At 67.7% G+C, this 20,296-nt stretch carries 18 protein-coding genes and 1 pseudogene; 9 read left to right on the top strand and 10 right to left on the bottom strand.

The features are described 5' to 3' along the window. Window position 1: 1 nt before the first annotated feature. The 3 genes from ADBZ6K_RS02040 to ADBZ6K_RS02030 are packed head-to-tail and all read right to left on the bottom strand — an operon-like array spanning window position 2 to window position 1,430. Window positions 2-301: a DUF503 domain-containing protein gene (locus tag ADBZ6K_RS02040; protein WP_526344141.1), complete on the bottom strand. Its 300-nt coding sequence runs from the start codon at window positions 299-301 to the stop codon at window positions 2-4. Window positions 302-307: 6 nt separating this feature from the next. Beyond that, entirely contained in the window at window positions 308-895 is a 588-nt protein-coding gene (lppK, locus tag ADBZ6K_RS02035; RefSeq protein ID WP_526344140.1) for a lipoprotein LppK, read from the bottom strand. A gap of 40 nt (window positions 896-935) precedes the next feature. After that, window positions 936-1,430: an MTB12 family secreted protein gene (locus ADBZ6K_RS02030; protein WP_526344353.1), complete on the bottom strand. Its 495-nt coding sequence runs from the start codon at window positions 1,428-1,430 to the stop codon at window positions 936-938. A gap of 152 nt (window positions 1,431-1,582) precedes the next feature. Between ADBZ6K_RS02030 and arc the strand changes: the two genes are divergently transcribed. Continuing rightward, window positions 1,583-3,415, top strand: coding sequence for a proteasome ATPase (gene arc, locus ADBZ6K_RS02025; RefSeq protein ID WP_526344139.1), 1,833 nt, complete (start codon window positions 1,583-1,585; stop codon window positions 3,413-3,415). Window positions 3,416-3,435: 20 nt separating this feature from the next. Here the strand turns inward: arc and ADBZ6K_RS02020 are convergent, their stop codons facing one another. The 3 genes and pseudogenes from ADBZ6K_RS02020 to ADBZ6K_RS02010 all read right to left on the bottom strand — a co-directional run. Beyond that, complete coding sequence (locus tag ADBZ6K_RS02020) at window positions 3,436-4,572, bottom strand: hypothetical protein (RefSeq protein WP_526344352.1); 1,137 nt, start codon at window positions 4,570-4,572, stop codon at window positions 3,436-3,438. A 10-nt stretch (window positions 4,573-4,582) separates the two neighbouring features. Then, window positions 4,583-5,725, bottom strand: a complete 1,143-nt coding sequence (locus ADBZ6K_RS02015; RefSeq protein ID WP_526344138.1) for a hypothetical protein — start codon at window positions 5,723-5,725, stop codon at window positions 4,583-4,585. Then, window positions 5,722-6,060, bottom strand: a pseudogene (locus ADBZ6K_RS02010) (amidohydrolase family protein); the annotation flags it as partial. The gene ADBZ6K_RS02015 and the pseudogene ADBZ6K_RS02010, both read right to left, overlap by 4 nt. A gap of 328 nt (window positions 6,061-6,388) precedes the next feature. On the opposite strand from ADBZ6K_RS02010, the gene dop reads away from it, so the two are divergent. The 8 genes from dop to ADBZ6K_RS01970 all read left to right on the top strand — a co-directional run bounded on the left by dop (window position 6,389) and on the right by ADBZ6K_RS01970 (window position 14,878). Next, the gene (dop, locus tag ADBZ6K_RS02005) at window positions 6,389-7,885 is read left to right on the top strand and encodes a depupylase/deamidase Dop (RefSeq protein WP_526344137.1); all 1,497 of its coding nucleotides are present in this window, start codon (window positions 6,389-6,391) and stop codon (window positions 7,883-7,885) included. Window positions 7,886-8,011: 126 nt separating this feature from the next. Next, window positions 8,012-8,206 (top strand): ubiquitin-like protein Pup, encoded by a 195-nt coding sequence (locus tag ADBZ6K_RS02000; RefSeq protein WP_068146463.1) that lies wholly within the window; start codon window positions 8,012-8,014, stop codon window positions 8,204-8,206. Next, window positions 8,203-9,117 carry a proteasome subunit beta gene (prcB, locus tag ADBZ6K_RS01995; RefSeq protein WP_526344136.1) on the top strand — a complete coding sequence of 305 codons (915 nt, stop codon included), beginning with the start codon at window positions 8,203-8,205 and terminating at the stop codon, window positions 9,115-9,117. Before ADBZ6K_RS02000 ends, prcB begins: the two co-directional genes overlap by 4 nt. Continuing rightward, window positions 9,114-9,848: a proteasome subunit alpha gene (gene prcA, locus ADBZ6K_RS01990; protein WP_526344135.1), complete on the top strand. Its 735-nt coding sequence runs from the start codon at window positions 9,114-9,116 to the stop codon at window positions 9,846-9,848. The genes prcB and prcA overlap by 4 nt, the downstream gene beginning before the upstream one ends. A 74-nt stretch (window positions 9,849-9,922) precedes the next feature. Next, window positions 9,923-10,690, top strand: coding sequence for a succinate dehydrogenase cytochrome b subunit (locus ADBZ6K_RS01985; protein WP_526344134.1), 768 nt, complete (start codon window positions 9,923-9,925; stop codon window positions 10,688-10,690). Further along, window positions 10,687-12,651: a fumarate reductase/succinate dehydrogenase flavoprotein subunit gene (locus tag ADBZ6K_RS01980; protein ID WP_526344133.1), complete on the top strand. Its 1,965-nt coding sequence runs from the start codon at window positions 10,687-10,689 to the stop codon at window positions 12,649-12,651. Before ADBZ6K_RS01985 ends, ADBZ6K_RS01980 begins: the two co-directional genes overlap by 4 nt. A gap of 10 nt (window positions 12,652-12,661) precedes the next feature. Next, complete coding sequence (locus tag ADBZ6K_RS01975; protein WP_526344132.1) at window positions 12,662-13,411, top strand: succinate dehydrogenase/fumarate reductase iron-sulfur subunit; 750 nt, start codon at window positions 12,662-12,664, stop codon at window positions 13,409-13,411. Between the two features lie 18 nt (window positions 13,412-13,429). Next, on the top strand, window positions 13,430-14,878 hold the full coding sequence (locus ADBZ6K_RS01970) for a DASS family sodium-coupled anion symporter (protein ID WP_526344131.1): 1,449 nt from the start codon (window positions 13,430-13,432) through the stop codon (window positions 14,876-14,878). 12 nt (window positions 14,879-14,890) lie between these two features. On the opposite strand, the gene ADBZ6K_RS01965 is transcribed toward ADBZ6K_RS01970, so the two are convergent. The 4 genes from ADBZ6K_RS01965 to speB form a co-directional block, all read right to left on the bottom strand. Next, on the bottom strand, window positions 14,891-16,015 hold the full coding sequence (locus ADBZ6K_RS01965; RefSeq protein WP_526344130.1) for a baeRF11 domain-containing protein: 1,125 nt from the start codon (window positions 16,013-16,015) through the stop codon (window positions 14,891-14,893). A 140-nt stretch (window positions 16,016-16,155) separates the two neighbouring features. Then, complete coding sequence (locus ADBZ6K_RS01960; protein ID WP_526344129.1) at window positions 16,156-17,622, bottom strand: sodium:solute symporter family protein; 1,467 nt, start codon at window positions 17,620-17,622, stop codon at window positions 16,156-16,158. A 37-nt stretch (window positions 17,623-17,659) separates the two neighbouring features. Continuing rightward, the gene (locus tag ADBZ6K_RS01955) at window positions 17,660-19,258 is read right to left on the bottom strand and encodes a thiamine pyrophosphate-binding protein (protein WP_526344128.1); all 1,599 of its coding nucleotides are present in this window, start codon (window positions 19,256-19,258) and stop codon (window positions 17,660-17,662) included. Then, window positions 19,255-20,208, bottom strand: a complete 954-nt coding sequence (gene speB, locus ADBZ6K_RS01950; RefSeq protein WP_526344127.1) for an agmatinase — start codon at window positions 20,206-20,208, stop codon at window positions 19,255-19,257. Before speB ends, ADBZ6K_RS01955 begins: the two co-directional genes overlap by 4 nt. Between the last annotated feature and the right edge of the window lie 88 nt (window positions 20,209-20,296).

The following is a 20,296-nucleotide window of genomic DNA, read 5'->3' as shown; positions in this document are numbered from 1 at the left end:
TTCAGTCGTCGTCGGTGCTGCGGCGTAGTCCCCGCCTCGTCGACAAGAGCTCCATGTCCGGGCGGGCGGCCACCAGCCGCTCGGCGGCGTCGAGGACGTCGACGACGTGGCGGCTGTCGGCCGACACCGCGGCGATGCCGATCTGGGCGCGGCGATGCAGGTCCTGGGCACCGGTCTCGGCCGCCGACACGGTGAACCGGCGTTGCAATTCGGCGATCACCGGCCGGATAGCCGACCGCTTCTGCTTGAGCGAGTGCACGTCACCGAGCAGCAGGTCGAACTCAAGCCAGCCGATCCACATCCGGGCTCAGGGTGTGGGTTGGGCGGGAGCAGGCGGCGACGCGGGTGCGGGGGCGGGTGCCGGCGCTGACGACGCTGACGACGCTGACGACGCTGACGGTGTGGGGGCGCCCAGTTCCAGCAGCTGGTCGGCGGTATCCCGGCTCAGCTGCCAGCCACCGTCGTGTGGGGTGAACTCCATCGGGAAGGTGAAGCCGCCTCGCGCAGGGGCGTCGGGAGTGCTGTCGGCGCGCTTGACGACGACCGTCGCGACGACATTGTCCGGGTGTGCGTCCGACCACGCCAGATCACGGGCTTCGAAGTTCGGTGGCGCGAACCCGTTGTCGGCCAGCGCGCGGCCGAACTGGTCGATCGCCTGGGCGTCGGCGGGGCCCGCCTGTTCGACCAGGCCCACCTTGTCGGCGCCGGGTACCGCGGTGTCGGTCAACCGGTACAGCACATCGGTGAGCGCCTCCGGCGGGGGCAGTGCCGCCGGGGGCGGAACCGTCGGCACGGATGTGATAGTTGTCACGGTCGGCGAGCTGGTTGCCGCGGGCGGCGCCTCGCCACGACAGCCACCAAGCCCGAACGCCGCCACGACCGTGGCGGCGCTCATGATGGCGGCGACGAAGCCTCGCACCCGCGGGCTGACCCCGCTAGGCGAGCGCTGACTGGAGCAGCGCCAGTCCCGATGCGCGCGAGAGCTTCCAGCCGCCCGCATTGACGAAGGTGACGGTCTGGGTGACCGGCGCGAGCGCCGGACCGGTGGCGGTCACCACCGCCGTCGCCGCTCCGGGGGCTACCGGCGTGATGTTTGCCACGCTGAAGCTCAGCGGGAAGTAACCCTCCTGCACGGCATTGGCGACCAGCCGGTCGGCGGTGCGTCCCTCGACGATCCCCACGCCACCCTCGATGAGACCGGCCTTGCTGCGGAACGGAATGCTCGGGTTACCCAGGCCGTTGAGCACCGCCATCACCTGGTCGAGGGTCGGCGCGGCCGCGGGCGCCGGCTGCTGCGGCATCGGTACGCCGAACACGACCGGCTGCACCGCGGGGGCGGCCGACAAGTCGCCCGATGCAGCGGAAGTCACACCCGCTGCAGCGGCGCAGATCACACCCGCGGCCGTCACACCGGTAACGAGGGTTTTCACAGCCACGGCTGTCCTTTCGATCGGCCTGAGTCTTACGTGAGGCTAACAGTGTTGCTGGTGTGTCGAATTCCTACACCGCACGCAATGGCTGAATCGCCGGTAGCGTTGAAGTTGTTACCGCACCAACTTGCGGTGTGGGAGAGGAGCGCACCATGAGTGAGTCAGAGCGTTCTGAAGCGTTCGGAACCCCCTACGAGTCGGGCTTGTCCAGCGACGATGCTGCCGAGTTGGAAGAACTGCGTCGCGAGGCGGCCATTCTCCGAGAGCAACTGGAAAACGCGGTAGGTCCGCACAGCGGTTTGCGCAGCGCGCGCGATGTGCACCAGCTCGAGGCGCGCATCGATTCGCTTGCCGCAAGGAACGCCAAGCTGATGGAAACCCTCAAAGAGGCTCGCCAGCAACTGCTGGCGCTGCGCGAAGAGGTTGACAGGCTCGGGCAGCCCCCGAGTGGATATGGCGTGCTGCTCGGCACCCACGACGACGACACCGTCGACGTGTTCACCTCGGGCCGCAAGATGCGGCTCACCTGCTCGCCCAACATCGACGGCAAGACGCTGAAGAAGGGCCAGACGGTCCGGCTGAACGAGGCGCTGACCGTCGTCGAGGCGGGCAACTTCGAGTCGGTGGGTGAGATCTCCACCCTGCGTGAGATTCTCGCCGACGGTCACCGCGCACTGGTGGTCGGTCACGCGGACGAGGAGCGCATCGTCTGGCTGGCCGAACCGCTGATCGCCGGGGAGGATCTGCCCGCGGAGGTCCTCGAGGCCTTGCCAGAGGACGAGCGGCCCCGCAAGCTGCGTCCCGGCGATTCGCTGCTGGTCGACACCAAGGCCGGGTACGCCTTCGAGCGCATCCCCAAGGCCGAGGTCGAGGACCTGGTGCTCGAAGAGGTGCCCGACGTCAGCTACCACGACATCGGTGGCCTCACCCGCCAGATCGAGCAGATCCGAGACGCGGTCGAGCTGCCGTTCCTGCACAAGGAGCTCTACCGCGAGTACTCGCTGCGTCCGCCGAAGGGCGTCCTGCTCTACGGGCCGCCCGGTTGCGGAAAGACGCTCATCGCCAAGGCGGTCGCCAACTCGCTGGCCAAGAAGATGGCCGAGCTGCGGGGCGAGGACTCCCGCGAGGCCAAGTCGTACTTCCTGAACATCAAAGGCCCCGAGCTGCTGAACAAGTTCGTCGGTGAGACCGAGCGGCACATCCGGCTGATCTTCCAGCGGGCCCGCGAGAAGGCCTCCGAGGGCACCCCGGTGATCGTGTTCTTCGATGAGATGGATTCGATTTTCCGCACCCGCGGCACTGGCGTGAGTTCGGATGTGGAGACCACGGTCGTCCCGCAGCTGCTCAGCGAGATCGACGGTGTGGAAGGCCTGGAGAACGTCATCGTCATCGGCGCCTCCAACCGCGAGGACATGATCGACCCGGCGATCCTGCGGCCCGGCCGCCTGGACGTCAAGATCAAGATCGAGCGGCCCGACGCCGAGTCGGCGCAGGACATCTTCAGCAAGTACCTCACCGAGGAACTGCCGATCCACACCGACGATCTCGCCGAATTCTCCGGCGATCGCGGGCAGACCATCAAGGCGATGATCGAGAAGGTCGTCGACCGGATGTACGCCGAGATCGACGACAACCGGTTCCTGGAGGTCACCTACGCCAACGGTGACAAGGAAGTCATGTACTTCAAGGACTTCAACTCCGGCGCCATGATCCAGAACGTCGTCGACCGGGCGAAGAAGAACGCGATCAAGAGCGTGCTGGAGACCGGTCAGCCGGGTCTGCGCATCCAGCACCTGCTCGACTCGATCGTCGACGAGTTCGCCGAGAACGAGGACCTGCCCAACACCACCAATCCGGATGACTGGGCGCGGATCTCGGGTAAGAAGGGCGAGCGGATCGTCTACATCCGCACGCTGGTCACCGGCAAGAGTTCGTCGGCCAGCCGTGCCATCGACACCGAGTCCAACCTCGGCCAATACCTGTAGCCATTGTCCCGCCGCGGCGCCTACCTCTCCATTTCAAGGTAGGCATCGCGGCCGGCCAGGCTGACGGCGACGTCGGCGATCAGCGGTTCGAAGAACCGCTCCCGGTACATCGGGTCGACGCTCGTGCTGACGGTGAAGTACAACCCTGACAGCACCGCCACGAACAACGACGTGTGCACCACCGTCTGCGGAATCGGGATGTGGATGCCGAACCATGTTCCCGCGCAAGGGGGTACACCCACCGCGCAGGTCTCCTCCGATGACCACAGCACCGTGACGTCGTCGGGGATCGCGATGATGCCCAGCGCGAGGAAGAACGCGAAGAGTCCGGCGGTGAACAGCACCACCTGAATCGCCTGCGACACCACCATCACCGCGACGACGTTGATCTGCTCGGCCATCGACAGCGGGGAGCGGGCCGGCTGCAGGTCGCGGTCGATGGCGAGGGGTGTGTCGGCGAGCAATCGCGCCGGGTCGGTCTGCCCCGCGCGGTCCTCACGCAGCGCGCGCACCTCGTCGCGGATCGTGGTGACCATGAAGGCGATCGCCACCACCGACAGGAATCCGATTGTCTGCCAGAGTCTTTCGCGCGTCATCCGGGCAGACAGCTGCCACAGTTCGCCGGTGAAGTACACCACGACGGTCAGCATCAGCAACGGCAGCGCCCGGCTCATCAGAGTGCCCAGCGCGCCGAGCTGTAGCCACGCGAACCGGAACGCCCACAACGCGATCGATCCGAAACCCACGTAGGTCAGCCAGATCGCCAGCAGCGACACCGAGAGGAAGACGGGGACCTCGGCCAGCGCCGTGGCCGTCCACCCGCTGGCCGTCACCGGCATCGCCACGACGAAGATCGCCATCACCAACAGTGCCGCCGAACGCCTGCCCGCCTCCGAGGCGGCGGTGCCGGCGCGGTGCAACAGGTAGAGGACGAACGGTGCGGCGATCAGCGCGGCGGCGATGAGGGCCAGCCGTGCGATGTAGCCGGCATCGGGTCGGTCCCCGGTGAGGTCGGCAAGCAGCATGGTCACCGCGGTCAGTGCGCCGACGCCGCTGACCATCGGGGCGGAGCGTTCGAGCAGCGCCCTGGAGCGCACGCGCCGGGTGAGTACCAACGGCAGTCCGCGGTGCAGAAACCATTCGTGCACCCTCCGCATCTCCGACACGTCAACCGCCCACGGTGTAGGTGCGGTACCGGTCGCGCGCGACCAGCGTCAGCCGCAGATCGTCGACCAGGGGATCGAGGAAGCGGGTGCGCTGCTCGGTGTCGGTGAAGGTGCGGGCGCTGAGGTACATGAAGGTCAGTGCCGCCAGGAACATGGTGATCTGGATCAACGCCTGCGGCACAGGGAATGTCATGCCGAGGATCTGTCCGTCGGAAGACCCGTTGCGGGTCCATTCGGCGAGCAACTCCGGGCTCAGCAGGATCAGACCGAGCACGAAGAAGATGAACGCGGTGACGGTCGCGACTGTCATCACCTGGACGATCTGCGACAAGGCCAGCACGATCGCCACGTTGACCCGTTCGCTCGCCGATAGCGGAATCCGCCGGGGCCGGTCGGGCATCGTCTCGAACGGGGTGTCGATCAGTCGCTGCGCGTCGTCGGGCTTCTTGGCGTCCGGCTGCAGGATCGGGCGCACCCGCTCGAAGGTGCCCGACACCAGGAAGACGGCGGCGATGCCGAACAGGAACAGCAGCGCCAGCCACAGCCGGCCGCGGCTCACCGTGGCCGCCATGAGCCAGACGTAGGAATTGAAGAACACCAGCACCGTCAGCAGCACCACGGGCAGCGCGCGGACGAACAGATGGCCCATCAACGCAAGGTTCGACGTGGTCTCGCGGATCGCCCAACCCACGATCGACCCGATTCCCGTTGCGGTGCAGAGCAATATGACCGCCACCGCCACCGCTTCGATGGTCAGGTTGAGGACGGGGCGGGGACTCGGGCCGCCCAGAACGCCGCCGAGGGCGATCACCACCGCCGCGGCGGTCGACACCACGGTGCGCTTGCGAACGGAGTCGACCCTCGCCGCCAGCCAGCCCGCCAGCGTGGCCGCGGGCAGTACCAACACCACCCCCGCGAGCACGAACCACTCCGTGCGGTTGGGTGGACCGTCGATGTTGATGGTGTACTTCCCCGTCGTCGTCACCAGCACCACCGAACTGGCCATCAGTACGGCGAACGCCGCGAGTGCGGGCGCCGAACGCGGCCACAGTCCGCGGACCAGGCGACCGGGGCGCAACACCGCGGGCAGCCCGCGCACCAGAAACCACCGCTCGGCGGCCGTGCGGTCAGGCGTGGACGTCATCGCGGAGCCGAGTCCGGCGACGGCATGGCGTACCCGCCGCGGTTGGACACCGGCCTGCCTTTCTTGACCACCATGGCGATATTGGCGGGGTCGCCGACGATGTCGATGTTCGAGAGCGGATTGCCCTTGACCACCACAAGATCCGCCGTCTTACCCTCGTGCACCGTACCGAGGGTGTCCGCAACGCCGCACATTTCGGCTGACGTCTTGGTGCCCGCGACGATCGCCTGCATCGGGCTCAGCCCGCCGAACTTGGCAAGCAGCCCGAGTTCCCTGAGGTTGGTGCCGTGATTCGGGGACAGCCCCGCGTCGGTGCCGACGGCGATGCTGACCCCGAAGTGCACGTGGCAGTCGAAAAACCCAGGGCAGATGGTTGCACCGCCCAGGTCGACGGAGGTCATGTCGGAGAGGGTCATCTCGGCTGGCGCATCGCGCGCCTGACCGACCCAGTCGATCACGCCGTCCTTCACGGCGACGGCGGCGTCGGCAACCGGGTCGGCGCCGGTGCCGTCGATGAGTGTCGCGTTGCGCAGCAGGTATCGGGCCATCCGGGCAACTTCACCAAGCCGGGTGCGACGCTGCAAGCTCTGACGCCCGCGTTTCGCCGCCTGGGGACTCCTCCCGCCAGACCGGTGTGTATGCAGTCCCGCTACGCTTGCGTGTATGCAACGGATCATCGGAACCGAGGTCGAGTACGGCATCTCCTCGCCGTCCGACCCGACCGCGAATCCGATTCTGACGTCGACGCAGGCGGTGCTGGCCTACGCGGCCGCCGCAGGCATTCAGCGGGCCAAGCGCACCCGGTGGGATTACGAGGTCGAATCGCCCCTGCGTGACGCCCGCGGCTTCGACCTGAGTCGCTCGGCGGGCCCACCGCCGGTGGTGGACGCCGACGAGGTCGGCGCGGCCAACATGATCCTGACCAACGGCGCTCGGCTCTACGTCGACCACGCCCACCCCGAATATTCGGCGCCCGAATGCACCGACCCGCTCGACGCGGTGATCTGGGACAAGGCGGGCGAGCGGGTGATGGAAGCCGCCGCCCGGCACGTCGCCAGCGTTCCCGGCGCGGCCAGGCTGCAGCTCTACAAGAACAACGTCGACGGCAAGGGCGCGTCCTACGGGTCGCACGAGAACTACCTGATGAGCCGCCAGACGCCGTTCTCCGCGGTGATCTCCGGGCTCACCCCGTTCATGGTGTCCCGTCAGGTGGTCACCGGGTCCGGCCGGGTGGGTATCGGCCCCTCGGGCGACGAGCCGGGGTTCCAGCTGAGTCAGCGCGCCGACTACATCGAGGTCGAGGTCGGCCTGGAGACCACGCTCAAGCGCGGCATCATCAACACCCGCGACGAGCCCCACGCCGACGCCGACAAGTACCGCAGACTGCACGTCATCATCGGAGACGCGAACCTCGCCGAGACGTCCACCTACCTCAAGCTGGGCACCACCTCGCTGGTGCTCGACCTGATCGAAGAGGGCATGGACCTGAGCGATCTGGCCCTGGCCAGGCCGGTCCACGCGGTCCACGTGATCAGCCGCGACCCCACGCTCCGGGCCACCGTGGCCATGGCCGACGGTCGCGAACTGACCGCGCTCGCCATGCAGCGCATCTACCTCGACCGTGTCGCGAAACTGGTGGACTCCCGCGACCCCGATCCGCGGGCCTCCCACGTCGTCGAGACCTGGGCGAACGTGCTGGACCTGCTCGAGCGCGACCCGATGGAATGCGCCGACCTGCTGGACTGGCCGGCCAAACTGCGGATTTTCGAAGGGTTCCGCCACCGCGAGAACCTGAACTGGTCGGCACCCCGACTGCATCTGGTCGACCTGCAGTACTCCGACGTCCGGCTGGACAAGGGCCTCTACAACCGGCTGGTGGCGCGCGGCTCGATGAAACGGCTGGTCAGCGAGCAGCAGGTGCTCGATGCGGTCGAGAACCCCCCGACCGACACCAGGGCCTACTTCCGGGGCGAATGCCTGCGCCGTTTCGGAGCGGACATCGCGGCGGCGAGCTGGGACTCGGTCATCTTCGACCTGGGCGGCGACTCTTTGGTGCGCATTCCGACGCTGGAGCCGCTGCGCGGAAGTAAAGCCCACGTCGGTGCGCTGCTGGACTCCGTGGACAGTGCCGTCGAGCTGGTGGAGCAGCTCACGACGTGAGCGCGGGCCGGCGGCCGTGGCTGGTGTTACCCCGGGCAATTCAGACGTTGACCGGTAGTGTGGAGTAACCGGCGGGCGGTTGTGAGCCCATCCGCAACGGTCACAGACATATGCAGGAGGGCAGCGATGGCTCAGGAGCAGACCAAGCGTGGCGGTGGTGGCGGTGAGGACGACGACCTCACCGGCAACGCGGCCGCTGGCCAGGAGCGTCGCGAAAAGCTCGCCGAGGAGACCGACGACCTGCTCGACGAGATCGACGACGTCCTTGAAGAGAACGCCGAGGACTTCGTGCGCGCGTACGTCCAAAAGGGCGGACAGTGAGCTGGCCGCACAACCAGCAGCCGGCCTTCCCCAACCCGATCTCAGGAACACACTATGCTCCTCGCGTGCGCGTAGAGCTGTCGTCGTTCTCTGACATGCTGCGCCGCCAGGCGCCCCACCTGCTGCCCGCAACCCGGCTCAACGCACAACAGGGTGTCGAGCCGACCAATGCGGTGCCGCACGGCACCACTATCGTCGCGCTGAAGTTTCCGGGCGGGGTGGTGATCGCGGGTGATCGCCGTTCGACACAGGGCAACATGATCGCGGGCCGCGATGTGCAGAAGGTGTACATCACCGATGACTACACCGCGACCGGCATCGCGGGCACGGCGGCCATCGCGGTCGAGTTCGCGCGCCTCTACGCGGTCGAACTGGAGCACTACGAGAAGCTCGAGGGCGTGCCGCTGACATTCGCGGGCAAGGTGAACCGGCTGGCCATCATGGTCCGGGGCAATCTGGGTGCCGCGCTGCAGGGTTTCGTGGCGCTGCCGCTGCTGGCGGGATACGACATCGACGATCCCGATCCGCGCCTGGCCGGACGGATCGTCTCGTTCGACGCCGCGGGCGGCTGGAACATCGAGGAAGAGGGCTATCAGTCGGTGGGCTCGGGTTCGATCTTTGCGAAGTCGTCCATCAAGAAGCTCTATTCCCAAGTGGTGGACGCGGATTCGGGGTTGAAGGCGGCGATCGAGGCGCTCTACGACGCCGCCGACGACGATTCCGCGACGGGTGGGCCGGATCTGGTGCGCGGCATCTATCCGACCGCGGTGGTAATCGGCGCCGAAGGCGCCGAGGAGGTTCCCGAGGAGCGGATCGCCGTGCTTGCGCGTGAGGTCATCGAAACCCGTTCGCGTGCGGATAGTTTCCGGACGCGGCCGGTGCAGCCGACGGATGTGCGGGCAGAGTCGTGAGCTTCCCGTACTTCATTTCGCCCGAGCAGGCGATGCGCGAGCGTTCGGAGCTCGCGCGTAAGGGCATCGCGCGGGGCCGCAGTGTGATCACACTGGCCTACGCCGACGGCGTGCTGTTCGTCGCTGAGAACCCCTCGCGTTCGCTGCAGAAGGTCAGCGAGCTCTACGACCGGGTCGGGTTCGCCGCGGTCGGTCGGTTCAACGAGTTCAACAACCTGCGCCGCGGGGGTATCCAGTTCGCCGACACCCAGGGCTACGCGTACGCCCGCCGTGACGTGACGGGCAGGCAGCTGGCCAACGTCTACGCCCAGACGCTCGGCACCATCTTCACCGAGCAGGCCAAGCCCTACGAGGTCGAACTGTGTGTCGCGGAGGTCGCGCACTACGGCGAATCCAAGCCGCCTGAGCTCTACCGCATTACGTACGACGGGTCCATCGCCGACGAGCCACACTTCGTGGTGATGGGCGGCACGACCGAGCCGATCATCGCCAATCTCAACGAGACGTATTCCGAGAACCTGAATCTGACCGACGCGGTGAAGGTCGCAGTCGATGCACTCTCGGCGGGCGGGAATACCGCTGAGCCGCGGACGCTGGGGCCGTCGACCCTGGAGGTGGCCGTCCTCGACGCCAATCGTCGCCGCCGGGCATTCCGCCGGATCACCAGGCAGGCGCTGGAACCGCTGCTGCCCAAGCAGGTTTCGCAGACCGAGGATCAGCCCGCCGAGTAGTCCTCGCCGGATCTGCTGCATAGCGCAGCGGCCCCAGGTAGCTTCAAGTCCGTCAGGGTTTGGGGGTGCAAACGATGACATCAGCGGTCGACACCGCCGACGCGGGCCACGAGGTACCGCGCGGACCGGCGAGCCAGCGCTTGCGTTTCGGTTGGCGCACGCAGCCGTCGTCGGTCACGCTCAAGTTGATCATGGCGCTGACGGGCGTCGTCTTCGCGCTGTTCGTGCTCGTGCACATGATCGGCAATCTCAAGGTCTACACGGGGGCAGAGCATTTCGACGCCTATGCCCACTGGTTGCGTACGCTGCTGGAGCCGCTGCTGCCCTATGAGGGTGCACTGTGGATCTTCCGCGCGGTGCTGCTGACCTGCCTGGTCGCCCACGTCGGCGCGGCCGTGATGCTGACCGGCCGCGGGCACAAGGCGCGCGGACGGTTCCGGCGAAAGGGAATGCGCGGCCTGCGCTCGTTCACCGCGCGCACCATGCTCGTCAGCGGCCTGGTGCTGCTGCTGTTCATCGTCTTCCACATCCTCGACCTCACCGTCGGGGCTCGCCCGTTCGCCAGCGCCGCGTTCACCGGCACCACCGAGACCACCAGTCATGCCTACGACAATCTGGTGGCCAGCTTCGAGCGGCCCGCGGTCGCGGTGTTCTATCTCCTGGCGATGGCGCTGCTCGGGGCGCATCTGGCGCACGGATTGTGGACGGCGGTCAACGATCTCGGTGTGACGGGACACCGTGTCAGGCAGGTTTGTGTGGCGTTGGGCGGGTTGCTTGCGCTTGCCGTGATGCTCGGCAACATGACGATCCCGATCGGTGTGTGGACCGGGGTGGTGTCGTGACACAGGATGGCGTTGCGGCGCTGCTGGATCGCCTGCGCACCGTCGGCGCACCGGTGGACGGCGACCTGCCCGCGGGTGACCCGGCCGCCGCCTGGGAGCGGCGCATGCTCGACTACCGTCTGGTCAGCCCGCTGAACCGGCGCAAGTTCACGGTCATCGTGGTGGGAACGGGCTTGGCGGGCGCCGGATGCGCGGCCGCGCTCGGCGAACTCGGTTATCACGTGGAGTGTTTCACCTTCCACGACGCCCCGAGGCGGGCGCACAGCGTCGCGGCCCAGGGCGGCATCAACGCCGCCCGCGGGCGCAGGGTCGACAACGACAGCGTCGCGCGGTTCGTCAAGGACACCGTGAAGGGCGGTGACTTCCGGGGCCGCGAGGCCGACTGCTTCCGGCTCGGCTACGAATCGTCGCGCGTCATCGACCACATGAACGCCATCGGGGCGCCGTTCGCCCGCGAGTACGGCGGCAGTCTGGCCACCCGGTCGTTCGGCGGCGTCCAGGTGTCCCGCACCTACTACACGCGCGGGCAGACCGGCCAGCAGCTGCAGATCGCGGCCAGCCAGGCGCTATGGCGACAGGTCCACGCAGGCACCGTCAACCTGCACACCCGTACCGAAATGCTCGACCTCGTCGTCGCCGATGGCCGCGCCTGCGGAATCGTCACCCGCAATCTGGTCACCGGGGAGGTCAAGGCCACCACCGGACATGCCGTCGTGCTGGCCACCGGCGGCTACGGCAACGTCTTCTACCGCTCCACACTGGCCCGCAACTCCAACGCGTCGGCCACCTGGCGGGCCCACATGCGCGGCGCGCTGTTCGCCTCGCCCGCGTTCATCCAGTTCCACCCGACCGCGCTGCCGGTGAACTCCGAATGGCAGTCCAAGACGATCCTGATGAGCGAGTCGCTGCGCAACGACGGGCGCATCTGGGTACCGGCGCGGCCGGGAGATGACCGCAGCCCCAACGACATTCCCGATGCCGAGCGCGACTACTACCTCGAGCGCATGTATCCCGCGTACGGGAATCTGTCGCCGCGCGACGTGTCGTCGCGGGCGGCCACGACTCAAATCGAGGCCGGCCGCGGGGTGGGGCCGTTGAAGAACAGCGTGTACCTGGATTTCCGGGATGCGATGGCGCGGCTGGGCAAGGCCAAGATCGCCGAACGCTACGGCAACCTGTTCTCGATGTATCACGACGCCACCGGCGAGGATCCCTACCAAGCGCCGATGCGCATCGCGCCGGGCGCCCACTTCGCGATGGGCGGCCTGTGGAGTGACTTCAACCAAATGACCTCGATCCCGGGACTTTTCGTCGGCGGCGAGGCCGGCTGGGGTTACCACGGGGCGAACCGGCTCGGCGCCAACTCGCTGCTGTCGGCGTGTGTGGACGGCTGGTTCACGCTGCCGTTCTCGATTCCCGACTACCTGGCGGGCATGCTCGGCACCACACCGCCAGCCGCCGACGACCCGGCCGTGACGGCGACGCTCACGGAGACCGCCGACCGGGTGGATGCGCTGTTGTCGATCGGCGGCACGCAGGGCCCGGACCGTTTCCACCGCAGGCTGGGCGAGATCCTGTACGCGGGCTGCGGTGTGTCACGGTCGGCCCAGGGGCTGGCCGACGCGATCTCGTCCATCGACGAACTCACCGCTGCGTTCAACACCGATCTGCGGGTCGCGGGCAGCGGTGCGCAGTTCAACCAGGAACTCGAAAAGGCAGGCAGGGTAGCCGATTTCCTCGGGCTGGCGCGGCTGATGTGCATCGACGCACTGGATCGCGACGAATCGTGCGGCGCCCATTTCCGGGTCGAGCACCAGACATCCGGTGGTGAGGCGCAACGCGACGACGACCGTTGGTGTTTCGTGTCGGCCTGGGAGTACCGCGCCGAGGGGCCGCAGGTGCGCCACGACGAGCGGCTCACGTTCACGGCGGTGCCGCTGCAGACGAGGAACTACGCATGACGGGGCCGCGATGAAGCTCACGCTCGAGATCTGGCGTCAACCGGACACGCAGACCGCGGGCCGTTACGAACAGTACGGCGTCGACGACGCCACGCCCGAGATGTCGCTGCTGGAGCTGCTGGACCGGCTCAACGATGCGCTGGTGGCCGACGGCCGCGACCCGGTGGCGTTCGACTCAGACTGCCGCGAGGGTGTCTGCGGCTCCTGCGGCATCACCGTCGACGGCCTGCCGCACGGTCCGGTGCCGAATACTCCGTCGTGCCGCCAGCACGTCCGTTCCTACGCCGACGGCGCCCGTATCCGCATCGAGCCGCTGCGCTCGGCCGCCTTCCCGGTGGTGCGTGATCTGGTGGTCGACCGGTCCGCGCTGGACCGGGTCATCGCCGCGGGGGGACACATCGCGGTCGACGCGGGCACCGCCGCCGACGCGGATGCCGAGCCGTTGCCGCACGACGACGCCGAGTACGCACTGGATTTCGCGGCGTGTATCGGGTGCGGGGCCTGCGTCGCCGCCTGCCCGAACGGCGCCGCGCATCTATTCGCCGGAGCCAAGCTGCTGCATCTGGCCACCGTAACCCGGGGTCGTCTGGAGCGGGGCCGGCGCGCCCGGTCGCTGATCGGTGAGATGGAACGGGACTTCGGACCCTGTTCGAGCTACGGCGAATGCGCAAAGGTGTGCCCCGAGAGCATTCCGCTGACCGCGGTCGCTGCCGTCAATCGTGAGGTGGTGCGTGCCCGGTTGCGGGGCAAACCGAATTGACCGCGTGGGGGAGACAGGATGACCGAAACCGCCGATACCGCAACCCGGCAGCGTTCGGCCTGGGCGCCCTATCTGTACAAGGCGGGCGTCCCGGTCGTGGTGGCGGTCGTCGTGTACCTGCTGCCGGTGCCCGACGGGGTGGAGCCGACCGGGATGCGCATGCTGGGCATTTTCCTCGGCACCATCCTCGCGCTGATCTTGCAGCCCCTGCCGACGGGCGCGGTGGCGATCATCGGGATGACCGCCGCGATGGTGACCAAGACCGAGACTGCTGCCAAGGCACTGGCCGGGTTCGCCAATACCACGGTCTGGCTCATCGTCGCGGCGTTCTTCATCGCCGAGGGGTTCCTGATCACCGGGCTGGGCAGACGGATTGCGCTGCTGTTCGTGACGCGGCTGGGGCGGTCGACGCTCGGTCTGTCGTACGGCATGGCGTTGACGGATCTCATTCTGGCGCCCGCGACGCCGTCCAATACGGCCCGATGCGGCGGTGTGGTGTTTCCGGTGGTGGCGTCGCTGAGCCGACTGGAGGATTCGAATCCCGAGCCGGAGGAGTCCCGTAAGCGGCTGGGTGCGTACCTGACGTTGACGGCATTACAGGTCAATGTCGTCACGTCGGCGATGTTCCTGACGGCGATGGCGGGCAATCCGGTGGCGCAGTCGGCCGCAGCGGATCTCGGCATCGAGATCTCCTGGGGCAAATGGGCATTGGCCGCCCTGGTGCCCGGCGTGGTGAGCCTCATCGCGGTGCCGTGGGTGATGTCGAAGATCTATCCGCCGACCGTGACGAAGACGCCGCAGGCCCCCCAGCAAGCCCGTGATGAGCTGCGTAAGGCGGGCCCGATGTCACGCGGCGAGAAGATCATGGCCGCGACGTTCGTGCTGTTGCTCGTGCTGTGGTGCCTGGGTGACACCCTGAACATCGATGCGACGACGGCCGCGTTCACCGGCATCGCGATCCTGCTCGCCACGGGTGTGCTCACGTGGAAGAACCTGGCCGAGAACACCTCGGCGTGGAGCACTTTGGTGTTCTTCGGCGTCCTGGTCGGGATGGCGGCCGAGCTGAACGAACTCGGGGTGATCGGCTGGATCGGGGATTCGGTCGCCGGGGCGGTCGGAGGGCTGCCCTGGCTGGTGGCGTTCGCGATCCTGACGTTGGTCTACTTCTATTCGCATTACCTGTTCGCCTCGAACACCGCGCACATCGTCGCGATGTACGCGGTGTTCGTCGGCGCGGCGATCGCGACCGGCGCACCTCCGTTGTTCGCCGCCCTGGTGTTCGGCTTCATCGGCAACCTGTTCGGCGGGCTGGCCCACTACTCATCCGGCCCCGCCGGTGTGATCTACGGATCCGGCTACGTCAAGACGACCGAACTGTTCAAGATCGGATTCGCGATGAGCGTGGTGAACATCGCGATCTGGACAACGGTGGGCGGCGCCTGGATGAAGCTGATCGGCATCTGGTGACCTGGTGACCGATCAGGTCAGCGGGTAGCGCAACCCGGCGATCGCCGTTCCATTCCAGATGGTGGCCTTGATCTCGCCGGGACGCACCGCGACTGCTTCGCCGCCGCGGTCGAGTACCGTCACGGCGATCCGGGACAGCAGGTCATACCCCGCGTCGCTATAGGTGATGGCGCCGGTGTTGTCGTCGATGCGGCCGAGGATGTCGATCGTGAAGTCGTACACCAGCGTCGAAACGGCACCGGCCACGGCCGCGCGGGCGATATCGCCGAGTTCGGTGGTGACCAGGCCGCGGCTGACGTCATTGCCGATCTCGTCGACGCGGGCGTTGTTGACCTCCGCGTTGAGACGTGCGAGGGATTCCCGGATCGCGTCGTCGATCTGATCGGCGCGCAGCTGGTCCGGCGCGCCCGGCACGGCGATCACCCGCCGTTTGTGGTCGATCGCGCGGTACAGATCGAGCAGCGGGTCGGTGGCGAACAGATACAGCGGCCGCCTGGCGGACGGATCGACATGGCCCAGTTCGGATTCCACTGCTTCGGCAACACGTTTGGCGTAGGCCTCCAGCAGCAGCTTCTTACCTTCGTCGCCCACGAGACGTCCGCTCTGGCCCCGCCCTCGGATGGTGGCCCGATTGGTGGCCTCGGCGGCGTCGGCCGCGTGTTCGCCGACGAGCGCCATTTCCTGTGCTCGGGTGGTGGCCGTCGCATGCCAGAGGTTCCATCCGCCGGCCGACAAGGTCAGGGCGAAGGCCTCCTGTGGGGTGGTCACCGGACGCACCAGCTGACCGATGTCGAAGTAGTTGCCAACCTGCAACTGAGATTCCAGTGCATTGGGCAGGACGAACACCTCGTGGAAGTCGTCGGCTATGAAGATCGCGACCGATCGCGACAGCCGCTGCCAGAAGTCGTCGGCCGCGATCTCGGCCCAGCGGGCGCGCAGCTGCGCTTCGGTGCCGTGGCGGGCGCCGGACTCGCGGATCGCGCGCAGCGCGCGGTCTACCGCACTCTTGGCGGTCAGCACGCTGTTCTCGAAACCATCAGGGCCGGGCGCGGTCTCGGCGTACACGGTGATCGCGTGCTCGTGAAATTCGCCGAGCCGGATCAGGTCGTCGACACTGGGCAGCTGGTAACGGGTCACTTCTCACTCCTTTGTGATCGGATCGCTGTCTCCACCCTAGCCGTCGCTCGATCGCCACGGTTCGAGAGACTCCGTGAGGTGCTTTACTCGCGCGAAATACTGTGTGCACGAATGGTTATGGTTCAAGTGATTGGCGGCGGCTAACTGGCGGGTACCGTTTCGATGTCTTCGCCGCGGCTGCGGCGGTCCCATTCGGCGAGGATTTCTGGTGGGGTGGGTGTGCTGGCGAGGCTGGCGAGCAGGTAGATGATCAGGCCGCTGGCCAGGCCGTAGTAGATGGGTTCGTTGGCGAAGATGTCGCCGAGGACGATCATGGTGACCAGGGTGACCACGGTGCCTACCGCCATCGCGGCGATGGCGCCGATGTTGGTGCCGCGCCGCCAGATCAGGCCGCCGATGATGGGCACCAGCAGGCCGCCGACGAGGATGTCGTAGGCCACGGTGAGCGCGGCGACCACGTCTTGGAGCACGCAGGCGATGATCACCATGACGATGCCGAATCCGGCGACGTAGAGCCGGTTGCCCTTGACGTGGTCGTGTTCGGCGTCGGCGCTGCCCGCGGCGAGTTCGTCGGACACGGTTTGCTTTTTGAACACCCGCCCGACGATGTCCTGGCTGAACACGGTGGCGGTGGCGATCAGCGCGCCGCTGGAGGTGGACATCACGGCGGCCAGGGCGGCGGCTAGCACCAGCCCGGCCAGGATCGGGTGCAGCTGGTGTTCCACCAGCTGGGCGAACGCGTCGTCGCGGGCGTCCAGTTCGGGCAGCAGCACTTTGGCCGCCATCCCGATCACCGCGCCGGCCACCGCGTAGAGCAGGCAGTACACCCCGGCGCCGGCGCCGGCCCATTTGGCGACCTGGGGGCTGCGGGCGGTGAACACCCGCTGCCAGATGTCCTGGCCGATGAGCAGCCCGAAGGTGTAGACCACGAAGTAGGTGACGATGGTGCCCCCGCCGATCGCGGTCAGCGAGGTGGCGTCGGCAGGCAGCTTCTCGGTCATCCCGCTCCAGCCCCCGGCGTGGATCACCGCGATGGGCAGCAGGATGAAGAAGATGCCGATGGTTTTGATGATGAACTGCACGAAGTCGGTCAGGGTGATCGCCCACATGCCGCCCAGGGTGGAGTAGACGATTACCACGCTGCCGCCCAGGATGATCGCGGGCACCTTCGAGATATCGAGCAGGGCACCGAAGATGGTGGCGTAGGCGATGGTGGAGGTGACCGAGAGCATCAGGGTGTAGGCCCACATCACGAACCCCGACAGCACGCTGGAGCCGGGTCCGTAGCGCAGCTCCAGCATCTGGCTGACGGTGTAGACCCGCAGCCGCTGGATCCGGCCGGCGAACAGCAGGCTCAGCGCCAGGATGCCCAGGCCGATGGCGATGACCAGCCACATTCCCGAGATGCCGTACTGGTAGCCCAGTCCCACTCCGCCGATGGTCGAGGCGCCGCCGAGCACGATGGCGGCCATGGTCCCCGAGTACAGCATCGGCCCTAGCCGCCGTCCCGCGACCAGAAAGTCCGATTGGGTGGTGGCCTTGCGTTTACCCCAGAACCCGAAGGCGATCATGCCCACCAGGTAGAGGGCTACGATAGCGACGTCCATCGCTACTCCCTTCAAAAGTGTTGTGAATTATCGTGATTCAGCGGATCTCGTAGTGGACAAGGGTCGGGCACTCGGCGCTGAGCGCATCCCCGACCAGATCGGGCAGATCAGCGGACGAGGTGGTGCGCACACCGCGTGCGCCCATGGCCACCGCGAGGGCGGCCAGATCGGGGACGTGCAGATCGACGCCGATCGGCGGGATGCCGCGGGCGGCTTCCTGATCCCGGATCTCGCGGTAACCGCCGTTGTCGACGACGACCACGGGGACGGGCAGGCCCTGCTCGACGAGGGTGACCAGTTCCTGCACCGCGAACATCAGCGCACCGTCGCCGATCAGCACCGCCACCGGTGTTCCCGGCCTGGCGATCGCCGCGCCGAGACCGGCGGGCAGGCCGTAGCCGAGCGTGGCGTAGCCGGGTGTGTAGCAGAACTGCCGCGGGCCGGGGACGTCGAAACAATGCACGGAACCGAAGTAGGTCACCTGCGAGCTATCCCCTGCCAGAACGGCCTCGGCGGGCAGCGCCGCCCGCATCGCCGCGTTGATCTCGGCGTACGGCCCGGCGTCGGACGCCGCCTCGGCTCGGCAGGCCGCGCGCAGCTCGGCGGCCCGGCCTTGACCGGCGCCGGGCGGCTGGGCGTCCGGCAGCACGGCGAGCAGCGCGGCGATGGTGACCGCGGCGTCGCCAAGCAGAGCCACATCCGCCGGGCAGTTCTTGGCGAGTTGAGCAGGATCGACGTCGCAGCGAATTACGTTGTGCGCGTGAATCGTTCCACCCCACAGATCGGAGTCGCCCAGCTCGCTGCCGACCACCAGCAGGGCGTCGCTGGCCGCTGCCTCCTTCTGCAGTGCGCGCAACCGGATGGCGGCACCGACCGACAGCGGGTGCGACTCGTCGACCACACCCTTGCCGTTGACGGTGGTGGCGACCGGGGCGCCGAGCGCCTCGGCCAGCGCGGTCACCTCGGGCTGAGCGTCGACCGCTCCCCCGCCCGCGATGATGAGCGGCCGCTCGGCCTCGGCCAGCAGCCGGGCGGCCCGGTCCACGGCGCCCGGGTCGGGTGCCACGGCAACGGCGGCGGGGGCCACCCGCGGCTGTCCGGTCCACGGCTGTTCGAGGACGTCGATGGGAATCTCGATGTGAACCGGCCGGGGACGCCCCCCGGTGAACGCGGCGAACGCGTCCGTGACGGCGTCGGCGGCCTCGTCGGCGCTGCGGACCCGGCGACTGCGTTCGATCAACGCGCCCATCGCCCCCGTGGCGTCACGGATTTCGTGCAACTGCCCGAGGTCGCGCCCCTCCGCCTCCAGGGGCATACCCGACGAGAGGAACAGCACCGGCTGGGATTCCGCGTAGGCCGTGGCCGCGGCGGTGAGGGCGTTGGTGATGGCGGGCCCGCTGGTGGTCACGACGACACCCGGCCTGCCGGTCACCCGGGCGAAGGCCTCGGCAGCGTAGCCTGCGCCCTGTTCGTGGCGGGTAGTGACGGGTTTGATCCCCGCGCCGGGCAGGTGCCGGAAGATCTCCAGGTTGTGGGTGCCCGGGATGCCGAAGACGGCGTCGACGCCGTGTGCGGCCAGGGTCTCGACGACGGCGGCGCCCGCGTTGCGGGGCGAGCTCACGGGTATCTGGCTCATCGCGAGACCCCCAGCCCCAGCACCGACACCAGCTCGTAGGCCACGTGCGCGGCCGCGATGCCGGTGATCTCGGCGTGGTCGTAGGCAGGCGCGACCTCGACGATGTCGGCGCCGACCACGTTGAGCCCGACCAGGCCGCGCAGGCAGTGCAACAGTTCGCGGCTGGTCATACCTCCGGCCTCCGGGGTGCCGGTGCCGGGTGCGTGCGCGGGATCGAGCACGTCGATGTCGACCGAGACGTAGACGGGCGCGTCACCGAGGCGGGCTCGCATCCGCTCGATGACGGCGGCCAGGCCGTCGAGCTGGAAGTCGTCGGATCCGATCACCTGGAAGCCCAGCACCTTGTCGTCCGACAGGTCCCGCGTCGAATACAACGGCCCGCGGATGCCCACGTGCAGGCAGTGCTCCGGATCGAGTAGGCCCTCCTCGCTGGCCCGGCGGAACGGTGTGCCGTGGGTGAACGGGGCGCCGAAGTAGGTGTCCCAGGTGTCGAGGTGGGCGTCGAAGTGCAGCACGGCGATCGGGCCGTGGTCGCGGTGCACCGACCGCAGCAGCGGCAGCGCGACGGTGTGGTCGCCGCCGAGGGTGATCAGCTTGGTGCCGCCCTCGCGCAGGTCGTTGGCCGCGTGCTCGATGGTGGTGATCGCCTCGGCGATATCGAACGGGTTGACGGCGATATCGCCGGCGTCGGCCACCTGCTGAACCGCGAACGGTTCGACGTCCAGCCGCGGGTGATACGGCCGCAGGAGTTTCGAAGACGCCCGGATGTGCCCGGGCCCGAAGCGGGCTCCGGGCCGGTAGGAGACACCCGAGTCGAACGGGATGCCGACCATCGCGACGTCGGCATGGGGCACCTCATCGGTGCGGGGCAGGCGGGCGAACGTAGCGGGCCCGGCGTAACGGGGCACCCGGGTGGCGTCGACGGGTCCTATCGGCGTGGTGTTCGTCATTCACCTACGATCCCCCGACCGGACATGCACCGATAGTGACGAAAAGTCGAATTGGGTTGATCTAAGTTCGACACTTTGTCCATACAGT

The sequence above is a fragment of the Mycobacterium sp. genome, from assembly GCF_044223235.1.
Classification (GTDB): domain Bacteria; phylum Actinomycetota; class Actinomycetes; order Mycobacteriales; family Mycobacteriaceae; genus Mycobacterium.
Note: the sequence above shows the minus strand (reverse complement) of the source record. Positions and strands in the feature narration are given on the sequence as shown.

Bases quoted from the DNA above. Each gene is read 5' to 3' on its own strand.
- ADBZ6K_RS01960 (WP_526344129.1), bottom strand. From the start codon at position 17,622: ATGGACGTCGCTATCGTAGCCCTCTACCTGGTGGGCATGATCGCCTTC.
- ADBZ6K_RS02020 (WP_526344352.1), bottom strand. From the start codon at position 4,572: ATGCGGAGGGTGCACGAATGGTTTCTGCACCGCGGACTGCCGTTGGTA.
- arc (WP_526344139.1), top strand. From the start codon at position 1,583: ATGAGTGAGTCAGAGCGTTCTGAAGCGTTCGGAACCCCCTACGAGTCG.
- lppK (WP_526344140.1), bottom strand. From the start codon at position 895: ATGAGCGCCGCCACGGTCGTGGCGGCGTTCGGGCTTGGTGGCTGTCGT.
- ADBZ6K_RS01985 (WP_526344134.1), top strand. From the start codon at position 9,923: ATGACATCAGCGGTCGACACCGCCGACGCGGGCCACGAGGTACCGCGC.
- ADBZ6K_RS02040 (WP_526344141.1), bottom strand. From the start codon at position 301: ATGTGGATCGGCTGGCTTGAGTTCGACCTGCTGCTCGGTGACGTGCAC.
- ADBZ6K_RS01975 (WP_526344132.1), top strand. From the start codon at position 12,662: ATGAAGCTCACGCTCGAGATCTGGCGTCAACCGGACACGCAGACCGCG.
- ADBZ6K_RS01955 (WP_526344128.1), bottom strand. From the start codon at position 19,258: ATGAGCCAGATACCCGTGAGCTCGCCCCGCAACGCGGGCGCCGCCGTC.
- ADBZ6K_RS02015 (WP_526344138.1), bottom strand. From the start codon at position 5,725: ATGACGTCCACGCCTGACCGCACGGCCGCCGAGCGGTGGTTTCTGGTG.
- dop (WP_526344137.1), top strand. From the start codon at position 6,389: ATGCAACGGATCATCGGAACCGAGGTCGAGTACGGCATCTCCTCGCCG.
- ADBZ6K_RS01970 (WP_526344131.1), top strand. From the start codon at position 13,430: ATGACCGAAACCGCCGATACCGCAACCCGGCAGCGTTCGGCCTGGGCG.
- ADBZ6K_RS02000 (WP_068146463.1), top strand. From the start codon at position 8,012: ATGGCTCAGGAGCAGACCAAGCGTGGCGGTGGTGGCGGTGAGGACGAC.
- speB (WP_526344127.1), bottom strand. From the start codon at position 20,208: ATGACGAACACCACGCCGATAGGACCCGTCGACGCCACCCGGGTGCCC.